Annotated in this window: 16 protein-coding genes; 10 read left to right on the top strand and 6 right to left on the bottom strand. The window is 60.0% G+C overall.

Annotated features, from left to right (window positions below):
* Positions 1 to 45: 45 nt before the first annotated feature.
* The 10 genes from gmd to NDJ82_RS15450 all read left to right on the top strand — a co-directional run bounded on the left by gmd (position 46) and on the right by NDJ82_RS15450 (position 10,376).
* The gene (gmd, locus tag NDJ82_RS15495; RefSeq protein WP_250925804.1) at positions 46 to 1,167 is read left to right on the top strand and encodes a GDP-mannose 4,6-dehydratase; all 1,122 of its coding nucleotides are present in this window, start codon (positions 46 to 48) and stop codon (positions 1,165 to 1,167) included.
* Positions 1,168 to 1,169: 2 nt separating this feature from the next.
* Positions 1,170 to 2,147 (top strand): GDP-L-fucose synthase, encoded by a 978-nt coding sequence (gene fcl / locus NDJ82_RS15490; RefSeq protein WP_250925803.1) that lies wholly within the window; start codon positions 1,170 to 1,172, stop codon positions 2,145 to 2,147.
* A complete protein-coding gene (locus NDJ82_RS15485; RefSeq protein WP_099586854.1) occupies positions 2,147 to 3,355 on the top strand; it encodes a glycosyltransferase WbuB in 1,209 nt (402 codons plus the stop codon). Before fcl ends, NDJ82_RS15485 begins: the two co-directional genes overlap by 1 nt.
* Before the next feature lie 5 nt (positions 3,356 to 3,360).
* Positions 3,361 to 3,819 (top strand): GDP-mannose mannosyl hydrolase, encoded by a 459-nt coding sequence (locus NDJ82_RS15480; protein WP_099587033.1) that lies wholly within the window; start codon positions 3,361 to 3,363, stop codon positions 3,817 to 3,819.
* A 25-nt stretch (positions 3,820 to 3,844) separates the two neighbouring features.
* Positions 3,845 to 5,254 carry a mannose-1-phosphate guanylyltransferase/mannose-6-phosphate isomerase gene (locus NDJ82_RS15475; protein ID WP_250925802.1) on the top strand — a complete coding sequence of 470 codons (1,410 nt, stop codon included), beginning with the start codon at positions 3,845 to 3,847 and terminating at the stop codon, positions 5,252 to 5,254.
* 180 nt (positions 5,255 to 5,434) lie between these two features.
* On the top strand, positions 5,435 to 5,674 hold the full coding sequence (locus NDJ82_RS15470; protein ID WP_224793926.1) for a hypothetical protein: 240 nt from the start codon (positions 5,435 to 5,437) through the stop codon (positions 5,672 to 5,674).
* 87 nt (positions 5,675 to 5,761) lie between these two features.
* The gene (locus NDJ82_RS15465) at positions 5,762 to 6,874 is read left to right on the top strand and encodes a polysaccharide biosynthesis/export family protein (protein WP_250925801.1); all 1,113 of its coding nucleotides are present in this window, start codon (positions 5,762 to 5,764) and stop codon (positions 6,872 to 6,874) included.
* Positions 6,875 to 6,886: 12 nt separating this feature from the next.
* Positions 6,887 to 7,540 (top strand): YjbF family lipoprotein, encoded by a 654-nt coding sequence (locus tag NDJ82_RS15460; protein ID WP_250925800.1) that lies wholly within the window; start codon positions 6,887 to 6,889, stop codon positions 7,538 to 7,540.
* Complete coding sequence (locus NDJ82_RS15455; protein WP_250925799.1) at positions 7,537 to 8,304, top strand: capsule biosynthesis GfcC family protein; 768 nt, start codon at positions 7,537 to 7,539, stop codon at positions 8,302 to 8,304. Before NDJ82_RS15460 ends, NDJ82_RS15455 begins: the two co-directional genes overlap by 4 nt.
* The gene (locus tag NDJ82_RS15450; protein WP_250925798.1) at positions 8,301 to 10,376 is read left to right on the top strand and encodes a YjbH domain-containing protein; all 2,076 of its coding nucleotides are present in this window, start codon (positions 8,301 to 8,303) and stop codon (positions 10,374 to 10,376) included. Before NDJ82_RS15455 ends, NDJ82_RS15450 begins: the two co-directional genes overlap by 4 nt.
* Before the next feature lie 57 nt (positions 10,377 to 10,433).
* On the opposite strand, the gene NDJ82_RS15445 is transcribed toward NDJ82_RS15450, so the two are convergent.
* The 6 genes from NDJ82_RS15445 to NDJ82_RS15420 all read right to left on the bottom strand — a co-directional run bounded on the left by NDJ82_RS15445 (position 10,434) and on the right by NDJ82_RS15420 (position 15,556).
* Positions 10,434 to 11,825, bottom strand: a complete 1,392-nt coding sequence (locus tag NDJ82_RS15445) for an undecaprenyl-phosphate glucose phosphotransferase (protein WP_099586849.1) — start codon at positions 11,823 to 11,825, stop codon at positions 10,434 to 10,436.
* A 240-nt stretch (positions 11,826 to 12,065) separates the two neighbouring features.
* Entirely contained in the window at positions 12,066 to 12,623 is a 558-nt protein-coding gene (locus NDJ82_RS15440) for a winged helix-turn-helix domain-containing protein (RefSeq protein WP_191946264.1), read from the bottom strand.
* Positions 12,624 to 12,655: 32 nt separating this feature from the next.
* Positions 12,656 to 13,348 carry a YuxH family protein gene (locus NDJ82_RS15435; protein ID WP_250925797.1) on the bottom strand — a complete coding sequence of 231 codons (693 nt, stop codon included), beginning with the start codon at positions 13,346 to 13,348 and terminating at the stop codon, positions 12,656 to 12,658.
* Positions 13,349 to 13,352: 4 nt separating this feature from the next.
* Positions 13,353 to 14,069, bottom strand: coding sequence for a winged helix-turn-helix domain-containing protein (locus NDJ82_RS15430; RefSeq protein ID WP_099586846.1), 717 nt, complete (start codon positions 14,067 to 14,069; stop codon positions 13,353 to 13,355).
* 309 nt (positions 14,070 to 14,378) lie between these two features.
* On the bottom strand, positions 14,379 to 14,687 hold the full coding sequence (locus tag NDJ82_RS15425) for a hypothetical protein (RefSeq protein WP_250925796.1): 309 nt from the start codon (positions 14,685 to 14,687) through the stop codon (positions 14,379 to 14,381).
* Positions 14,688 to 14,833: 146 nt separating this feature from the next.
* On the bottom strand, positions 14,834 to 15,556 hold the full coding sequence (locus NDJ82_RS15420; protein ID WP_158877992.1) for a pirin family protein: 723 nt from the start codon (positions 15,554 to 15,556) through the stop codon (positions 14,834 to 14,836).
* Positions 15,557 to 15,685 lie beyond the last annotated feature (129 nt).

Here is a 15,685-nt window from a genome sequence, read left to right as displayed (position 1 = left end):
AGTCTGGGTGTCGACCCTCGCTCGCCTATAAATTGGGAGACAGACATGAACAAAGTTGCGCTTATCACCGGGATTACCGGTCAGGATGGGTCGTACCTGGCGGAGCTGCTGCTGGAAAAAGGCTATACCGTGCATGGCCTCAAGCGGCGTTCGTCGTCGTTCAATACCCAGCGTATCGATCACCTGTATCAGAACCCCCAGGCCCTGCACAAAAACCTGGTGCTGCACTATGGCGACCTGGCGGACTCGTCGAACCTGACGCGTATCATCCAACAGATCCAGCCCGACGAAATCTACAACCTCGGCGCCCAATCCCATGTGGCCGTGAGCTTTGACTCACCGGAGTACACCGCCGACGTGGATGCCCTGGGCACCTTGCGCATCCTCGAAGCCATCCGTCTGCTGGGCCTGGAAAAGAAGACCCGGTTCTACCAGGCCTCCACCTCCGAGCTGTACGGCCTGGTGCAGGAAACCCCGCAGAAGGAAACCACGCCGTTCTACCCGCGTTCGCCCTACGCGGTGGCCAAGCTGTACGCCTACTGGATCACCGTGAACTTTCGCGAAGCCTATGGGCTGTATGCGTGCAACGGCATCCTGTTCAACCACGAGTCGCCGCGTCGCGGTGAAACCTTTGTGACCCGCAAGATCACCCGCGCCCTCAGCAACATCGCCATGGGCCTGGAGCAATGCCTGTACATGGGCAACATGGACGCGCTGCGCGACTGGGGCCACGCCAAGGACTACGTGCGCATGCAGTGGATGATGCTGCAGCAGGACACGCCCGAGGACTTTGTGATCGCCACCGGTGTGCAGTATTCGGTGCGCGACTTCATTCGCTGGTCGGCGGCGGAACTGGGCCTGCATTTGAGTTTTGTCGGCAAAGGTGTGGAGGAGGTGGCAGTGGTGGAGCAGGTCAATGGCGACCTGGCCCCGGGCATTCTGGTAGGGGATGTGATTGTACGGGTGGACCCGCGCTACTTTCGCCCGGCGGAGGTCGAGACGCTGTTGGGCGACCCCGCCAAAGCCAAGCGCTTACTCGGTTGGGTGCCGGAAATCAGCGCCCAGGAGATGTGTGCAGAGATGGTGCGCGAGGACTTGAAGATCGCCCAGCGCCATGCACTGTTGCGCCTGCATGGCCACGACGCACCGATTGCCGTGGAGAACTGAGCATGGCTCGTGATCTTGATGCGCGGATCTTTGTCGCCGGCCATCGCGGCATGGTCGGTTCGGCCATCGTGCGGCGTTTGTGGGCCTTGGGGTACACCCGGATCCTCACGGCGGGCCGCGATGAGTTGGACCTGCTCGACTCAGCGGCGGTGCACGCGTATTTCGCCAAGCACCGCATGGATCAGGTGTACCTGGCCGCCGCCAAGGTCGGCGGGATTCACGCCAATGCCACGTACCCGGCGGACTTCATTTACCAGAACCTGATGATCCAGGCCAACGTGATCCACGCCGCCCACAGCCATGACGTGGAGAAGTTGTTGTTCCTCGGCTCGTCGTGTATTTACCCGGTGCATGCGCCGCAACCGATGATCGAAGCGGTGTTGCTCGACGGCGCCCTGGAACCCACCAACGAGCCATACGCCGTGGCCAAGATCGCCGGCATCAAACTGTGCGAAAGCTACAACCGCCAACACGGCCGTGACTACCGCAGCGTAATGCCGACCAACCTGTACGGCCCGGGCGATAACTACCACCCGCACAACAGCCATGTCATCGCGGGCTTGCTGCGGCGCTTCCACGAGGCGACGCAGCGCGGGGATGACGAGGTGCTGATCTGGGGCAGTGGCCAACCTCGACGTGAGTTCCTGCACGTGGATGACATGGCGGCGGCCAGTGTGCATGTGATGGAGCTGGGCCAGGCACGCTACCGCGAGCACACCCAGCCGATGTGTTCGCATTTGAACGTCGGCACCGGCATGGATTGCACCATCGCCGATCTGGCCCAGGCGTTGGTGCGGGTCACAGGCTTCAGGGGGCGCTTGCGCTTCGACGCCAGCAAGCCCGATGGCGCGCCACGCAAATTGCTCGATGTGAGCCGTATCAACGCCCTGGGCTGGGAGGCCTACGTGCCGCTGGAGGAGGGCCTGCGCGATACCTATAACGCCTACCTTGCAGCGCTCGAACAGCCGCGGGGCCAGTGATGAAGATCCTTCTGTATGGCATCAATTACAGCCCGGAGCTGACGGGCATCGGCAAGTACAGCGGCGAGCAGGCGCGCTGGTTGGCGAGTCAGGGGCATGACGTGCGGGTCGTCACGGCGCCGCCGTATTACCCGCATTGGGCAGTGGGCGAGGGCTATTCGCCGTGGCGCTTCTGTACCGAGCAGGATGCCGGTGTGACCGTGATTCGCTGCCCGCTGTATGTGCCGCGCCAGCCCACGGCATTGACGCGCTTGCTGCACCTGATGAGCTTCTCCGCCAGCTCGTTTTTCGCGGTGCTGGGGCAACTGCGCTGGCGGCCGGATCTGGTGATCCTGGTGGTGCCCACGCTGTTCTGTGCACCCCAGGCGCTGCTGTTGGCCAAGCTCAGTGGCGCGCGTTCGGTGCTGCATATCCAGGACTATGAAGTGGACGCGATGTTCGGTCTGGGCATCGGCGGCGGCACGCTGTTGCGCCGGATGGCGTTTGCGCTTGAGCGCTGGCTGTTGCGCCGCTTTGACCGGGTCTCGACGATCTCCAGCGGCATGCTCGACAAGGCCCGTGGCAAAGGTGTACGCAGCCAGCGGCTGTTGTTCTTCCCCAACTGGTCGGAAACCACGCGCTTTCGCCAAGTGCCCCGCAACCGTGTGCTGCTGGAGCGCCTCGGTGTGCCGCCCGGCACGCGGGTGTTGCTGTACTCGGGCAACATTGGCGAGAAGCAAGGCGTGGAATTGATCCTCGACGCCGCCCAGGCCCATGCTCATCGCCCGGAGCTGGTGTTTCTGATCGTCGGCCAGGGCACCGGCAAGGCGCGCCTGTTGGAGCGTGTGCAGCGCGACGGCCTGCACAATGTGGTGTTTGCGCCGTTGCAGGCTTACGAGGACTTGCCGGCGCTGCTGGCCTCGGCCGACGCGCATCTGGTAGTCCAGAAGCGCGGGGTGGCGGACTCGGTGTTGCCCTCCAAGTTGACCAACATCCTGGCGGTGGGCGGCCACGCCATCATCACCGCCGACCCTGGCACCACCCTCGGCCGTTTGTGCGAGGAACATCCTGGTATTGCCGTGTTGATCGAACCCGAGTCCGTCGCGGCCCTGAACGCAGGCATTGAACGGGCGCTGGCATTGCCGGCACGCAATGAGGTGGCGTTGAACTATGCCAAGGAGTTCCTCGATAAGGAACGCATTCTGCAACGTTTTCTGGCACAGGTTTGATGGGTATGTGGCTTGATTTACCGACCTTCCATACGGTCGTCGCGTCGACGCCGCTGGTGGCCATCGACCTGGTGGTGAGAAACGGCCGTGGCGAGGCCTTGCTGGGCTTGCGTGTCAATCGGCCGGCCTACGGTTACTGGTTTGTGCCTGGCGGGCGGATCCAGAAAAACGAAAACTTCGACAGTGCATTCCGCCGCATCACCCGCGATGAACTGGGGTGCACATTCGAGCGTGCCGAAGCGCGGCTGCTGGGGGTGTTCGAGCACTTCTACGATGACAGTGTGTTTGCCAACGCCGGATCGGGGCCGGACACCCATTATGTGGTGCTCAGCTACTGCCTGGAGCTGGCCGAGGGCCAAGTCCTGCAGCCGCCGACGGCGCAACACCAGCAGTACCGATGGTGGTCCCAGGACGAACTGCGCATCAGCCCGCGGGTGCATGAACACACCCGCGCCTATTTCTGACTCTGTGTTTCCCGAGGATGTCCTGATGTTATTACCCGTGATCATGGCAGGCGGTTCGGGTTCGCGCCTGTGGCCGCTTTCTCGCCAGTTGAACCCCAAGCAGTTCCTGCGCCTGACCGATGCGCACCTGTCGATGCTGCAGCAGACCATCACCCGCCTGAGCGGGGCAAACGTGGCGTTGCCGCAGCTGATCTGCAATGAACAGCACCGTTTCCTGGTGGCCGAGCAATTGCGTCATCTAGGCATGGAGCAAGCCAGCATCCTGTTGGAACCGGTGGGGCGCAACACTGCGCCGGCCATTGCGTTGGCGGCATGCAAGGCGCTTGCCGAACAGCAGGACCCGATCCTGCTGGTGTTGGCGGCGGACCACCTGATCGACGACATCCCGGCCTTTCACGCCAGCCTGGAAGTGGCGCTGGCGTTCGCCCGGGACGGCAAGCTGGTGACGTTCGGCATCACCCCCACCAGCGCACACACCGGCTACGGCTACATCGAGCAGGGCGCGGCGGCGGGTGAGGGAGGTTACCGGGTCAAGCGCTTCGTCGAGAAGCCGGACGCCGCCACCGCTGCGGCGTATGTGGCCAGCGGTGCGCATTACTGGAACAGCGGTATGTTCATGTTCCGCGCCAGCCGTTACCTGCAAGAGCTGGAGCGTTTCCAGCCGGCGATTCTCGAAGCCTGCCGCGTGGCGCTGGAAGGCGGCAGCCAGGATCAGCCGTTTACCCGCGTGCACGCCGCGACATTTGCCGCGTGCCCGGATGACTCCATTGACTACGCCGTGATGGAAAAAACCGACGACGCGGTGATGGTGCCGCTGAAGGCCGGTTGGAGTGATATCGGCTCCTGGTCGGCGCTGTGGGAGGCCAGTGACAAAGACCCCAGCGGCAACGTGATACGCGGCGATGGGCTGGCCCTGGACACCCGCGACACCTACGTACACGCCGACAGTCGGCTGGTGGCTACGGTGGGCGTGCGAGACCTGATCATCGTCGAAACCAAGGACGCGGTGCTGGTGGCGCACAAGGACCAGGTGCAGCAGGTCAAGGCCATTGTCGACCAGCTCAAGCAGGCCGGGCGTCAGGAGCATCTCAACCACCGCGAAGTATATCGGCCGTGGGGCATGTACGACTCGGTGGACAATGGCCCGCGTTATCAGGTTAAGCGCATCACCGTGAAGCCGGGGGCCAAGCTGTCGGTGCAGATGCATCACCACCGCGCCGAACACTGGATCGTGGTCAGTGGCACGGCCAAGGTGACCAATGGCGAACAGACCTACCTGGTGGCGGAAAACCAGTCGACCTATATCCCCATCGGCCAAGTGCACGCGTTGGAAAATCCGGGGGTGATCCCGTTGGAGCTGATCGAGGTGCAGTCGGGTTCTTACTTGGGCGAGGACGATATTGTGCGGTTTGAAGACAAGTACGGCAGGGTGTGAAGTTTTCTGACAATTAATAACGTTTTAAATAACTTCGCGGGGCTCAATGCATTGAGCGCCGGGGGCTTCGTCGGGAAAACGTTATTTTTAACTAAGCGGGTTAAAAGTTATCAGTCTGGCGTGCTGTTTAGTTGGATGGCACTATCGGTTTGCCTGCTCACTGATGATAAGGAGTCTGAGATGAGAATATCACTGGCTATTATAGCGCTCAGTGTCTTGAGTACTTCGGCGATGGCCGCCGAGACGCCGTTGGGGCTGGATACCGCAGTAGTCGGGAGCGTGACGGTGGGGCAAACGCTGTTGGTTGGCGCTGCCCTCGTGGCGGGAGTTGCGGCCGCTTCAAACAGCGGCGGCAGCTCCAATGGTGGCACCACCACAGGTACCACCGGCACCACTGGCACTACGGGTACCAGCAACTAGTTACACACTTTCCGCTTTTAAGACCGCTTGGATTCCCCGCCCAAGTGGTCTTTTTTTCTTGTCGTTTATCGCGAGTGTTCCAACACTATGATGCGTATTTTTTCTATGGCTGTCGTGGCCGCCGCCGTGTTGCAAGGCTGCATGTTTGCACCGGGTCAATATATGGACACCGCCGCCCTGACTGAAGAGGGTGGGGCTGGAAACAGTCGCGTGGAGTTAATTCCAATTACCCCGAAGTTGTTGGCGATGGACGCCGCCACTCAAGTGCCTTACTCCATCCCGGCAGAACTCCTGAGTTATAAACCCGGCCCGTATTTGATCGGCGCCAATGATGCGCTGTATATCACGGTGTGGGATCACCCGGAGCTCACCGCGCCGTCCGGCCCGCAACAGCAGATCGATGCCAACGGCCGGCTGGTCAGCCCAGAGGGCAACCTGTTCTATCCCTATGTGGGTGAGGTGGTTGCCAAGGGCCGCAGCATTGAAGCGCTGCGCGGCGAGATCACCGACAAGCTGCGTCAGTACATTGACAGCCCTCAGGTGGATGTCAGCGTATTGCGTTTTGCCAGCCAGAAAGTGGTGATCAGCGGTGCGGTGGTCAAGGCCGGCCCGGTGCCGATCACTACCATCGCCATGAATGTCAGCGAAGCCCTGGGCCTGGCCGGTATCGATCCGATCAATGCCGACCTGTCGAACCTCACGCTTACCCGTGGCGGCAAGCGCTACAGCCTGGACCTGGACACGCTTAACCTCGACGCGTCGCGCTTGAGCGAGGTTTACCTCAAGGACGGTGACCAGTTGTACCTGGCCTACAACGACCGCAAGCGCATCTACGTGATGGGCGAAGTCATGCAACCCCGTGCGCTGAGTTTCAAAACCCGCAGCATGAACCTCTCCGACGTGCTGGGTTCGGTGGGCGGGGTCAACCAGAACACCTCCAATGCAGACGCCATCTACGTGATTCGCGGCGCACAGCACATCGATGTGGCGCCGGCCCAGGTGTTTCAGCTGGAAGCCGCATCGCCTGCGGCCATGGCCCTGGCCACGCGTTTTGACGTGCAGCCGCAGGATGTGGTGTTTGTCGGCCCCGCGAATATCACGCGCTGGAACCGTTTTATCAGCCAACTGGTGCCGTCCGCTTCAATCATCGGCATTGGTGCATCCACCCAGAACAACCTGAGCGAAGCCAGCAGCCGATAGGGTGGAACCTGCGTGAACAGTCTGAAAATCGCTTCCTGTGTGGGCGTGGCATGGATGTTGGCTGGCTGTAATCCATTGATGAATGCCTCCCTCGATACCTTCAAGGCGGCTGTGGTCGGGCCGGCGCCGCTGGTGCTGACCCAGGCCCAGGTGGACGCGGTGCCGTTCCCCCAGATCAAGGTCGGCACGGTGTCCGGCGAAGGGGTGATGGCGCTGATTCGCCAGCGTGGCGACCTGCAATTCTGGGTCGCTTCCGGCAAGCAGGTGCTGCTGCTGCGCGACGGGCTGGTGGTGCGCACGGTGGGCCTGGGGGCTGACCTGGATGGCACGCGCTGGCAGGGCCGGTCGCCGTTCCAGCAGGGGCTGCACCGTGTACCGAATGGCTATCGCAGTACGCGGCAGACCGACGTGGTGGACGGCTATCGCCTCGGCGTCACGGTCCACAGTCGCATGACGCGCAAGGGCATGGAGACACTCGATATTCTCGATAAACCCTATGCCTTGCTGCGGGTGGACGAAGACATCGAAGCGGCCGATTTTCATGCGCGCAACCGCTATTGGGTCGACCCTGAAGACGGTTTTATCGTGCACAGCGAACAGCACCTCACACCCAGCCTGACCCTGACCATCACCCAGTTGCAACCTACCCGCAAGGATGCCCCATGACTGTTCGACGACTCAGCGCGCTGATGCTGTTGTGCTGCTGCGCGAGTGTCTGCCAGGCGGCGATCAAGGTCAGTGGCGAGGTCCGCAATCCGGGGCCAATCCCGTTCACGCCCGAGGCTCGCTTGCTGGATGTGATCACCGCGTCGCAACCGGATGCCCAGGGTTACTGGCTGGGCGCAGCCTGGTTGCGCCACCCTTTGCTGGAGCAACAGACACGGCTCAAGGCCGGGGTGTTGTTTGACCTGGACATCCTGCATCGGGCCGCACTGGCCGCCGGGCGCGAAGGGCGGGCACGTGCCGCGGCTCAGCTTTATCAACAGGTGCAGGCGTTACCGGTAACCGGCCGGCAGGTGGCGATGCTCGACCCGGTGGCGGTGGAGGTGGGTTTTGCGCCCAACCCGTTGGCCAGCGATGGCGACCGCCTGATCTACCCGCCCAGGCCCGATGACGTTCGTGTGCTCGGCGCCGTCGCGACGGCATGCCGCCTGGTGTTCCAGCCGATGCAGCCGGCACGCGATTACCTCCACGGTTGCCCGCCATCGGCGCAGGCCGACGCCGACTACCTGTGGCTGATCCAGCCCGATGGCCACATCACGCGCTTGGGCATCGCCCCCTGGAACCGAGAGGAGGGTGTCCCACCCGCACCCGGCAGCACGCTGCTGGTGCCGATCCGCAGTGACGACCTGGACCCGCCCACCCCTGAACTCAATCAGCAATTGGCTGAGTTTCTTGCCACCCAACCCCTGGCTGAGGTCACGCCTTGAAATTATGTATTGCGGCCGTGCTGCTGGTGCCGTGTGGCGTCGTGCATGGCGATCCTCGTTACACCCAAAGCGATTTCGGCGGTGTCGGGCTGCTGCAGACACCCACCGCCCGCATGGTGCCCACCGGCGAGCTAAGCGTCAACGCCAACCGCACCGAACCCTACAGCCGCTACAGTTTTTCGGCGCAGCCGCTGGACTGGCTTGAGGGCACCTTTCGCTACACCGCGATCACCAATCGGCCCTATGGCGCCGAGTCGTTCAGCGGTGGCCAGAGCTACAAGGACAAGGCCGTCGACGCCAAAATGCGCCTGCATCAGGAAAGTCACTGGCTGCCTGAGGTGGCGCTGGGCTTCATGGACCTGGGCGGTACCGGGCTGTTTTCCAGCGAGTACCTGGTGGCCAACAAACGCTATGGTGATATGGATTTCAGTGCCGGCATCGCCTGGGGTTACCTGGGCAGTCGTGGCGACTTCGGCAACCCGCTGGGCGTGCTGGATGATCGCTTCAACGAACGGCCTGCCGCCGAAGGCTCCGGCAGTTTTTCCAACGGCTACTTTCGTGGGCGTCCCGCGCTGTTCGGCGGCATCGCCTACCAGACACCCTGGGCGCCGTTGAGCCTCAAGCTGGAGTATGACGGCAATGACTACCAGAGCGAGCCCCGTGACAACCCGCTGCGCCAGGACTCGCCGATCAACCTGGGCCTGGTCTACAAACTGGCCGACTCGGTCGATCTGAGTGCGGCCTGGGAGCGCGGCAACACCGCCATGTTCGGCATCACCCTGCACACCAATTTCGTCAGCCGCAAAGCGCCGGCGAAAACCTACGATCCGCCGGCGCCCAAGCTGCCAGCGCAGGCCCCGACCACGCCGATGGACCAGGTGGACTGGGCCGAGGTCTCCAGGCGCCTGCACGATAACGCCGGCTACACCGTGCAACGTATTGCCCAGCGCGGGCCGGAACTGTTGGTGTACGGCGAACAGCAGCGCTACTTCTACAGCGCCAAGGCGGTGGGCCGTGCCAGTCGGATCCTGGATAACAGTGTGAATGACCAGATCGATTGGTTCACCCTGGTCAGCGAGCGCTACGCACTGCCGATTGAAGAGACCAGCGTGCCACGCGAGACGTTTCGCGAGGTGGTCAACCACCGTGCGGACGTGCAGGACCTGCATCGCCAAGTGGAGGTCAATCGTGCCAGTCACCGCACACAGACGGTGCTCTATACCCGGCCGCCCACGCCCTTGACCTATGGCGTGGGCCTTGGCTACAAGCAGAACGTCGGTGGGCCGGACGGTTTGCTCTATCAGGTTTCAGCCGACCTCGACGCCGAGTACCGTTTCACCCGCAACACCTGGTGGAGCGGCCTGCTCAGCGTCAACCTGCTGAACAACTACGACGGGTTTACCTACGACGCACCCAGCGGCTTACCGCGCGTGCGTACTGACCTGCGCCAGTACATGACTGCGTCGGATGTGACCCTGCCGACCTTCCAGCTCAATCATGCGGTGCAACTGGACCAAGACCTGTACGGCATGGTCTATGGGGGGTTGCTTGAGTCGATGTATGCCGGTGTCGGCAGCGAAGTCCTGTATCGCCCGATGGGCCAACGCTGGGCGTTGGGTGCCGACCTGAATTACGTGCGCCAACGCGGTTTCGAGCAGGACTTCAGCTTGCGCGATTACCGGACCGTCACCGGGCATGTCACCGGCTATACCGCATTGCCATTCAACGTGCAGGGCGCCTTGAGCGTCGGCCGTTACCTGGCCAGGGACTGGGGCGCGACCCTGGACCTGTCGCGGGAATTCAACAACGGCGTGCGCATTGGCGCGTGGATCACCCGCACCACCGCATCCACCGAACAGTACGGCGAAGGCAGTTTCGACAAAGGCCTGTACCTGTCCATTCCGTTCGATGAGTTGATGAGCCTGTCGACCCTGCGTCGCGCCAATCTGGTGTGGGCGCCGCTGACCCGTGACGGTGGGGCGCGCTTGAATCGTGCCTATTCGCTGCATTCGATGACCGATGGGCGCGACAGTGATCTGCTCTACAAGAACATCGACAAGATCACCGAATAGGCCGTGGATCAACAATGTGAAGGGGGCTTGCGCCCCTTCCACAGTTGAACTGTGTTATCAGTAAATATCCTTGGACAGCAAGGTAAACGGCGTCTTCAGCAGGATTTTGATGTCCAGCCACAGCGACCAGGTGTTGATGTAACGCAGATCGATGTCGACGCGTTGTTGCATCTTCTCCAGGGTTTCGGTTTCGCCCCGGCAGCCGTTGACCTGCGCCAGCCCCGTGATACCAGGCTTGATCCGATGGCGGGCCATGTAGGCGCGGATTTTCCCCGTGTAGTAGTCGTTGTGCGCGATGGCGTGGGGGCGGGGGCCGACCAGTGCCATATGCCCTTGCAGCACATTGAACAACTGCGGCAGTTCATCGATGGAGGTGCGCCGGATGAACCGACCCACTGGCGTGATACGCGAATCGTTGCGGCTGGCCTGGCGCACCTCGTGATCGTCATGCACGCGCATCGAACGGAATTTCCAGACCTTGATCACCTCGCCATTCCAGCCGTGGCGGTCCTGCTTGAAGATCACCGGGCCTGGGGAGGTGAGCTTGATCAGCAGGGCGAACAGCAACAGCAACGGGCTCAGGAGGATGATCGCCAGCAGGGCCAGGCTCTTGTCCAGCAACGATTTGCTCAGGGCAGCGGTGGGGCGGCTGGTCAAAGGGCTTTCATTGAGGAAGATCGCCGGCAACCCATCCACTTCGGCCACACAGTGGTTGAGCAGCAGCATGTTGTTGAGGTCCGGCACCCAGATCACATCCACGCTGATGTCGAGCAGATTGAGGTACAGCGCCTCGATGTGGGTGGCCTCCTGCAGTGAATGGGTGATGTAGAGCCGGCGAATGCCGTGCTGGCGGATCAGTTGGGGCAGGAGCGGCAGTTCGCCGAGGATCTGCAGTTGTGCATCCTCGCTCGCCTCGGCGCGGCTGCCAACCAACCCCACCAGCGGCGAGCGCTTTTGCCGAGAGAGGGTCCTGGCCAGGTCGACGGCCAGTTTGCCTGTGCCCACAATCAATGACTTATGCCGTTCGTGAAGTTGGCGATGGTAATACCGGGACAGGCTGTGCAACGGGATATAACACAGTGCCAATAACGGATAACTGACCGCCGCCCACAGCAACAGCGTTTCCAGGGGGAACATCGCACTGGCGTTACAAGCCACACCGACAACCAACAGTATGCCCACGGTCAGCAGCCAGCCCATGAACAGTCTTCCCAGGCCTACGCCATACGCATCCTTTTTGCTGTAGACATCGCACACGCTATACGCGGGAAGAGAGGCAAGTATGGTAAAAGCGGCCAACACTCGATAGTTGTACTCAAGTTGTCCAGTCTTGAAAAACACCAACATAAATAACAGCGTAACGACCAGACCCGACGCCAGCGTCCACTGGCCCCAAAACGTCAAACCCTTGGGGGCCAGGTTGCGATGCATTCTAGTGTTATTCAGCATGGTTCTGCTCCCGGGGGTAACAACAGGTGGTGGCAGGGTTTAATCAAGTTGCGCACTCACCGCACTAAATTAACGGGCACGCGCGAGCACGTACCGGTTGATAGTAATAAACGGCAGAGGGCATTGGCTGACGACTTATAACAAGGTCAGGTGGGGGTATTAAAGTGGGTGTTATAAAAGGGCAGGTAGAAGAGTGTGGTAATAGGCAGGGTGATGCATAACTCTGACGTTATTATTTTTTTATCGACGCGAAGGGTGCTGTTCAAGCGGCTTTTTTATTTTTTGTGTAAGGCAATAACCACGGTTTCTGACCGCGCGAAACAGACGTTCACCGTCGTTGGCCCGCTTGAACTTTTCCTGCAAGCGGCTGAGGCACATCTCCAGGCCACGGTACTGTTCCGGCTCGCGCCCGATATTGCGGATCAACTCTTCTTTGCTGACCACGCGCTCTTCATGGTGCAGCATCTTTTTGATCAGGGCTGACTCAATGGTGGTCAGTGCGATGCGCAGGCCGCCTTTGACCAGTATCCGGTCGTGTTGGGTGAGCAGCCAGAAGTCCTGGGGGTACACCTGGGTTCGGTCGGCGCCACTCTGTTGATGCGGCGCGTTGTCGGGGGCTTTGGCAGCGAGTGTTCTTGATTCTGGCCGCGCCGCGTTGAAGGGTTGCGAAGGCAGGGTAAGGGTCTGCGTGGGTACAGCGTTTAAGTCATAGCGGAACGCCTCTGCATTGGGTGTGAAGTCTTGCAGCGCGATGGCCGGAAGCGTTGGGCTGAACGCGTATTTCTTTAAAGAGCTCATAGTGTCCACCGAGATCAGGAAGATGCAGGATTTTATAAGCGGTCAGCAGGGGAGTAATAACCGCCCTGAAAATATTCGAACGGCAAGTTCTTAGCCATCATTGCGCTGTCGGCAAACTCGACATGGTCGGCAATGAAGCAGGCTTTGGTGGCGTTTATCAGCTCTAGCATGCGGTCGTAGAGCCGATCGAACAGGTCGGAGCGCGTGTTTAAACTCAGCCGGAGGGCGGCGTCCGGAAACGGCATCTTTATATAGTCGTAGAGTTTCAGGTCGATCAGCAGGTCGGCATGTTTTGTATCCAGTGTGTAGTTGTTGTAGGCCAGCTTGATACTGCGTTGGTCTTTGAGTCTATACAGTTGGCGGACCATTGCGCGGCGCTCTACGGGGCCGGGCAATGTGTCCAGTGGGTTGTCAATACTGAGCGTGAGGTATTGCGTGTGTTTTTCCAAGGCCAGGGCGACCTGAGTCAACTGCGTGAAGATGTCTTCATTCATCAAGGCCGATTGATCCAGGCGCAGGAATAGGTGGCCGGCGGCCTGCAGCGGAGGGTGACGTGGGGTGATGTGCTGTAGGGCCGCGCGGTAGGCGACTTCACGTGGTTCCCGATTGCCGGGGCACAGCACACTGACTTCACTGCCCCACAATGCATGGCTGCGCGAGACAATTGCCTGCCTGGCCAACTGCACAGTCGCCGCTTCTGCCGCTGGTCGTTTCTCGCTGTTCACGGCGCTACCTCTCCTTGGTGGGTTGGAAATGGCTGGCGCAAATAAGGCCGCGGCTGAGTTTGTAGCCGTAGCCGCGAATGTTTTGAATAATGTTTTCACCGTAGTGCGCTTTGATTTTACCGCGCAGGCGACTGATGGATTTTTCCAAGGCTCTGGAGTCGTAATACTTGGTATTAAGCCCCATGACGCCAGCGATCTCATTGTGACTAAGGAGTCGGCTGTGAATAAGGGCTTCCAATACTTTCATTTCGATAAAGGATATTTCCAGTTTTTTCCCGTCACCATAGATACACATGCGGTCTTGGTCGAGTACCAGCCCGCACTGGTTCAGCCGAGCGCTCTCGCTGAGAAATGCATCGAACAGGCTCAACTTTTTTTCCGGGGAAGTTTCTACCACCTTGATGCAGTAGTCTGCACCGGCCAGATAGTATTTTGTTTTACTGAGGGTGGACGCAAAGGTCACCACCACAAATATGGTGCAGCCTGGGTTTTCGGTTCTGGTTTTTCTGATGATGTCCAGAATTTGATTGCTTGCGGAGGGTGTATCAATTTCTATAATGATGGCACGGTAGTGCGCGTGAATTTCCTGATTGTCGGTTAGTTGCCCGTAGCTGCGTGTATCGACTTTTAAATCATTCGGTACAGTGCGAACTATCAGTTCCCGAAAGTCCTCCGACTTCGATGGAGTCCGTGCAATAGCGAGGACATTGGAAAAATGCATTACCCTACTCCCTTTTGCGGCATGCAAGGCCGTCAGTTCAATCGCTGCTAGCATCTAGATACTAATCGAATTGATTACGGCCAAGCGTGACAAATTTTAACATTCGTCACGTTATTTTTGAGGTCGGGGCGGGGAAGTTTGGGACTTTTGCAAGGGGCTTTACGCGAACTTACACATAGGCTAGTGCATATTCTTAAAGCTCGGTAAGTATTTTAGCCCCAACGGTTTTTCGCTGGGCGGGGTTGAAAGTGCAGGCGAAAAAAAACCGGCTGATCAGGCCGGTTTGGGGTGCCCCTCGAACAGAGAGGGTTATACGTGGTTTTCCATCAGGCGATCCGAACCACGTTCGGCAACACGGTTTTCCATCAGGCGATCCGAACCGCCTTCAGCCACACGGTTTTCCATCAGGCGATCCGAACCGCCTTCAGCCACACGGTTTTCCATCAGGCGATCCGAACCGCCTTCGGCAACACGGTTTTCCATCAGGCGATCCGAACCGCCTTCGGCAACACGGTTTTCCATCAAGCGATCCGAACCGCCTTCAGCAACAACAGGGTGGGCAAATGCGTTTGCAGCGAGTACCGAGAAAGCGAGGCTAAGCAAGATTTGGCGTTTCATGAGGGTGTGCTCCGAGTGTTTAAGTTTGGGTGTTGCCTGGTATGGGTTTGATGTTACGCGTTGCATTTTTTTAGAGAACTTCATTGCGCTGATGGTGACTATCGATGCCAGCGATGGTCCGTTTCGAAGGGCCATCGCCAGGCCCGTCAAGGCATCTGCGGCAGTTCCTGGGGGCGCAGGTCGAATACCAGTACTTCGGCATCCTGGCCTTGGCTGACGTGAATATGCTGCTCGTCACGCACTCGGGCACCGTCGCCTTCCTGCAAGCGCTGGCCGTTGATCTCCACGCTGCCCCGGGCCACGTGGATGTACACGTGGCGATCCGGCGGCAGGTCGAGGGTTGCGGCTTCGGTACCGTTGAACAGGCCTGCGTAAACCCTGGCGTCCTGGCGCACGGTCAGCGAACCGTCGCTGCCGTCCGGCGAGATGATCAACTGCAGGCGCCCGCGTTTCTGTGCCTCGCTGAAGTGCTCTTGTTGATAGCGCGGTTCGGCGCCGGCCACGGCGGGCACGATCCAGATTTGCAGGAAGTGCACACCACGGCTTTGGCTGTGGTTGAACTCGCTGTGGGCCACGCCGCTGCCGGCACTCATCAGTTGCACGTCGCCAGGGCGGATCACCGAGCCGGTGCCCAGGGTGTCCTTGTGTTCCAGGGCGCCTTCGAGCACATAAGAGAAAATTTCCATGTCGCGGTGTGGGTGCTGGCCGAAACCTTTGCCTGCGGCGACGCGGTCATCGTTGATCACCAACAGGTCGGAAAAACCCTGCTCGTTGGGGTTCCAGTAGTTGGCGAACGAGAAGGTGTGGAACGACTTCAACCAACCGTGATTGGCGGCGCCGCGTTCGGAAGCTTTGCGTAGGGTCAGCATGGTGATGTCCTCAAGTGGGCGCTGGCTGCGAGATGCAGGGCGCTTGCGTTGAGAAGAAGGTTACTGGTTACTGAAATATTCATTAAGAAGCTGAAATCTGAATAACTGTCTCTCTTAGATTGACAGTCA

This window comes from Pseudomonas sp. SR18, assembly GCF_023701505.1.
In the GTDB taxonomy this organism is placed as follows: Bacteria; Pseudomonadota; Gammaproteobacteria; order Pseudomonadales; family Pseudomonadaceae; genus Aquipseudomonas; species Aquipseudomonas cyclaminis.
The sequence above is the reverse complement of the archived record's forward strand: the minus strand, read 5'-3'. Positions and strand labels throughout refer to the sequence as shown.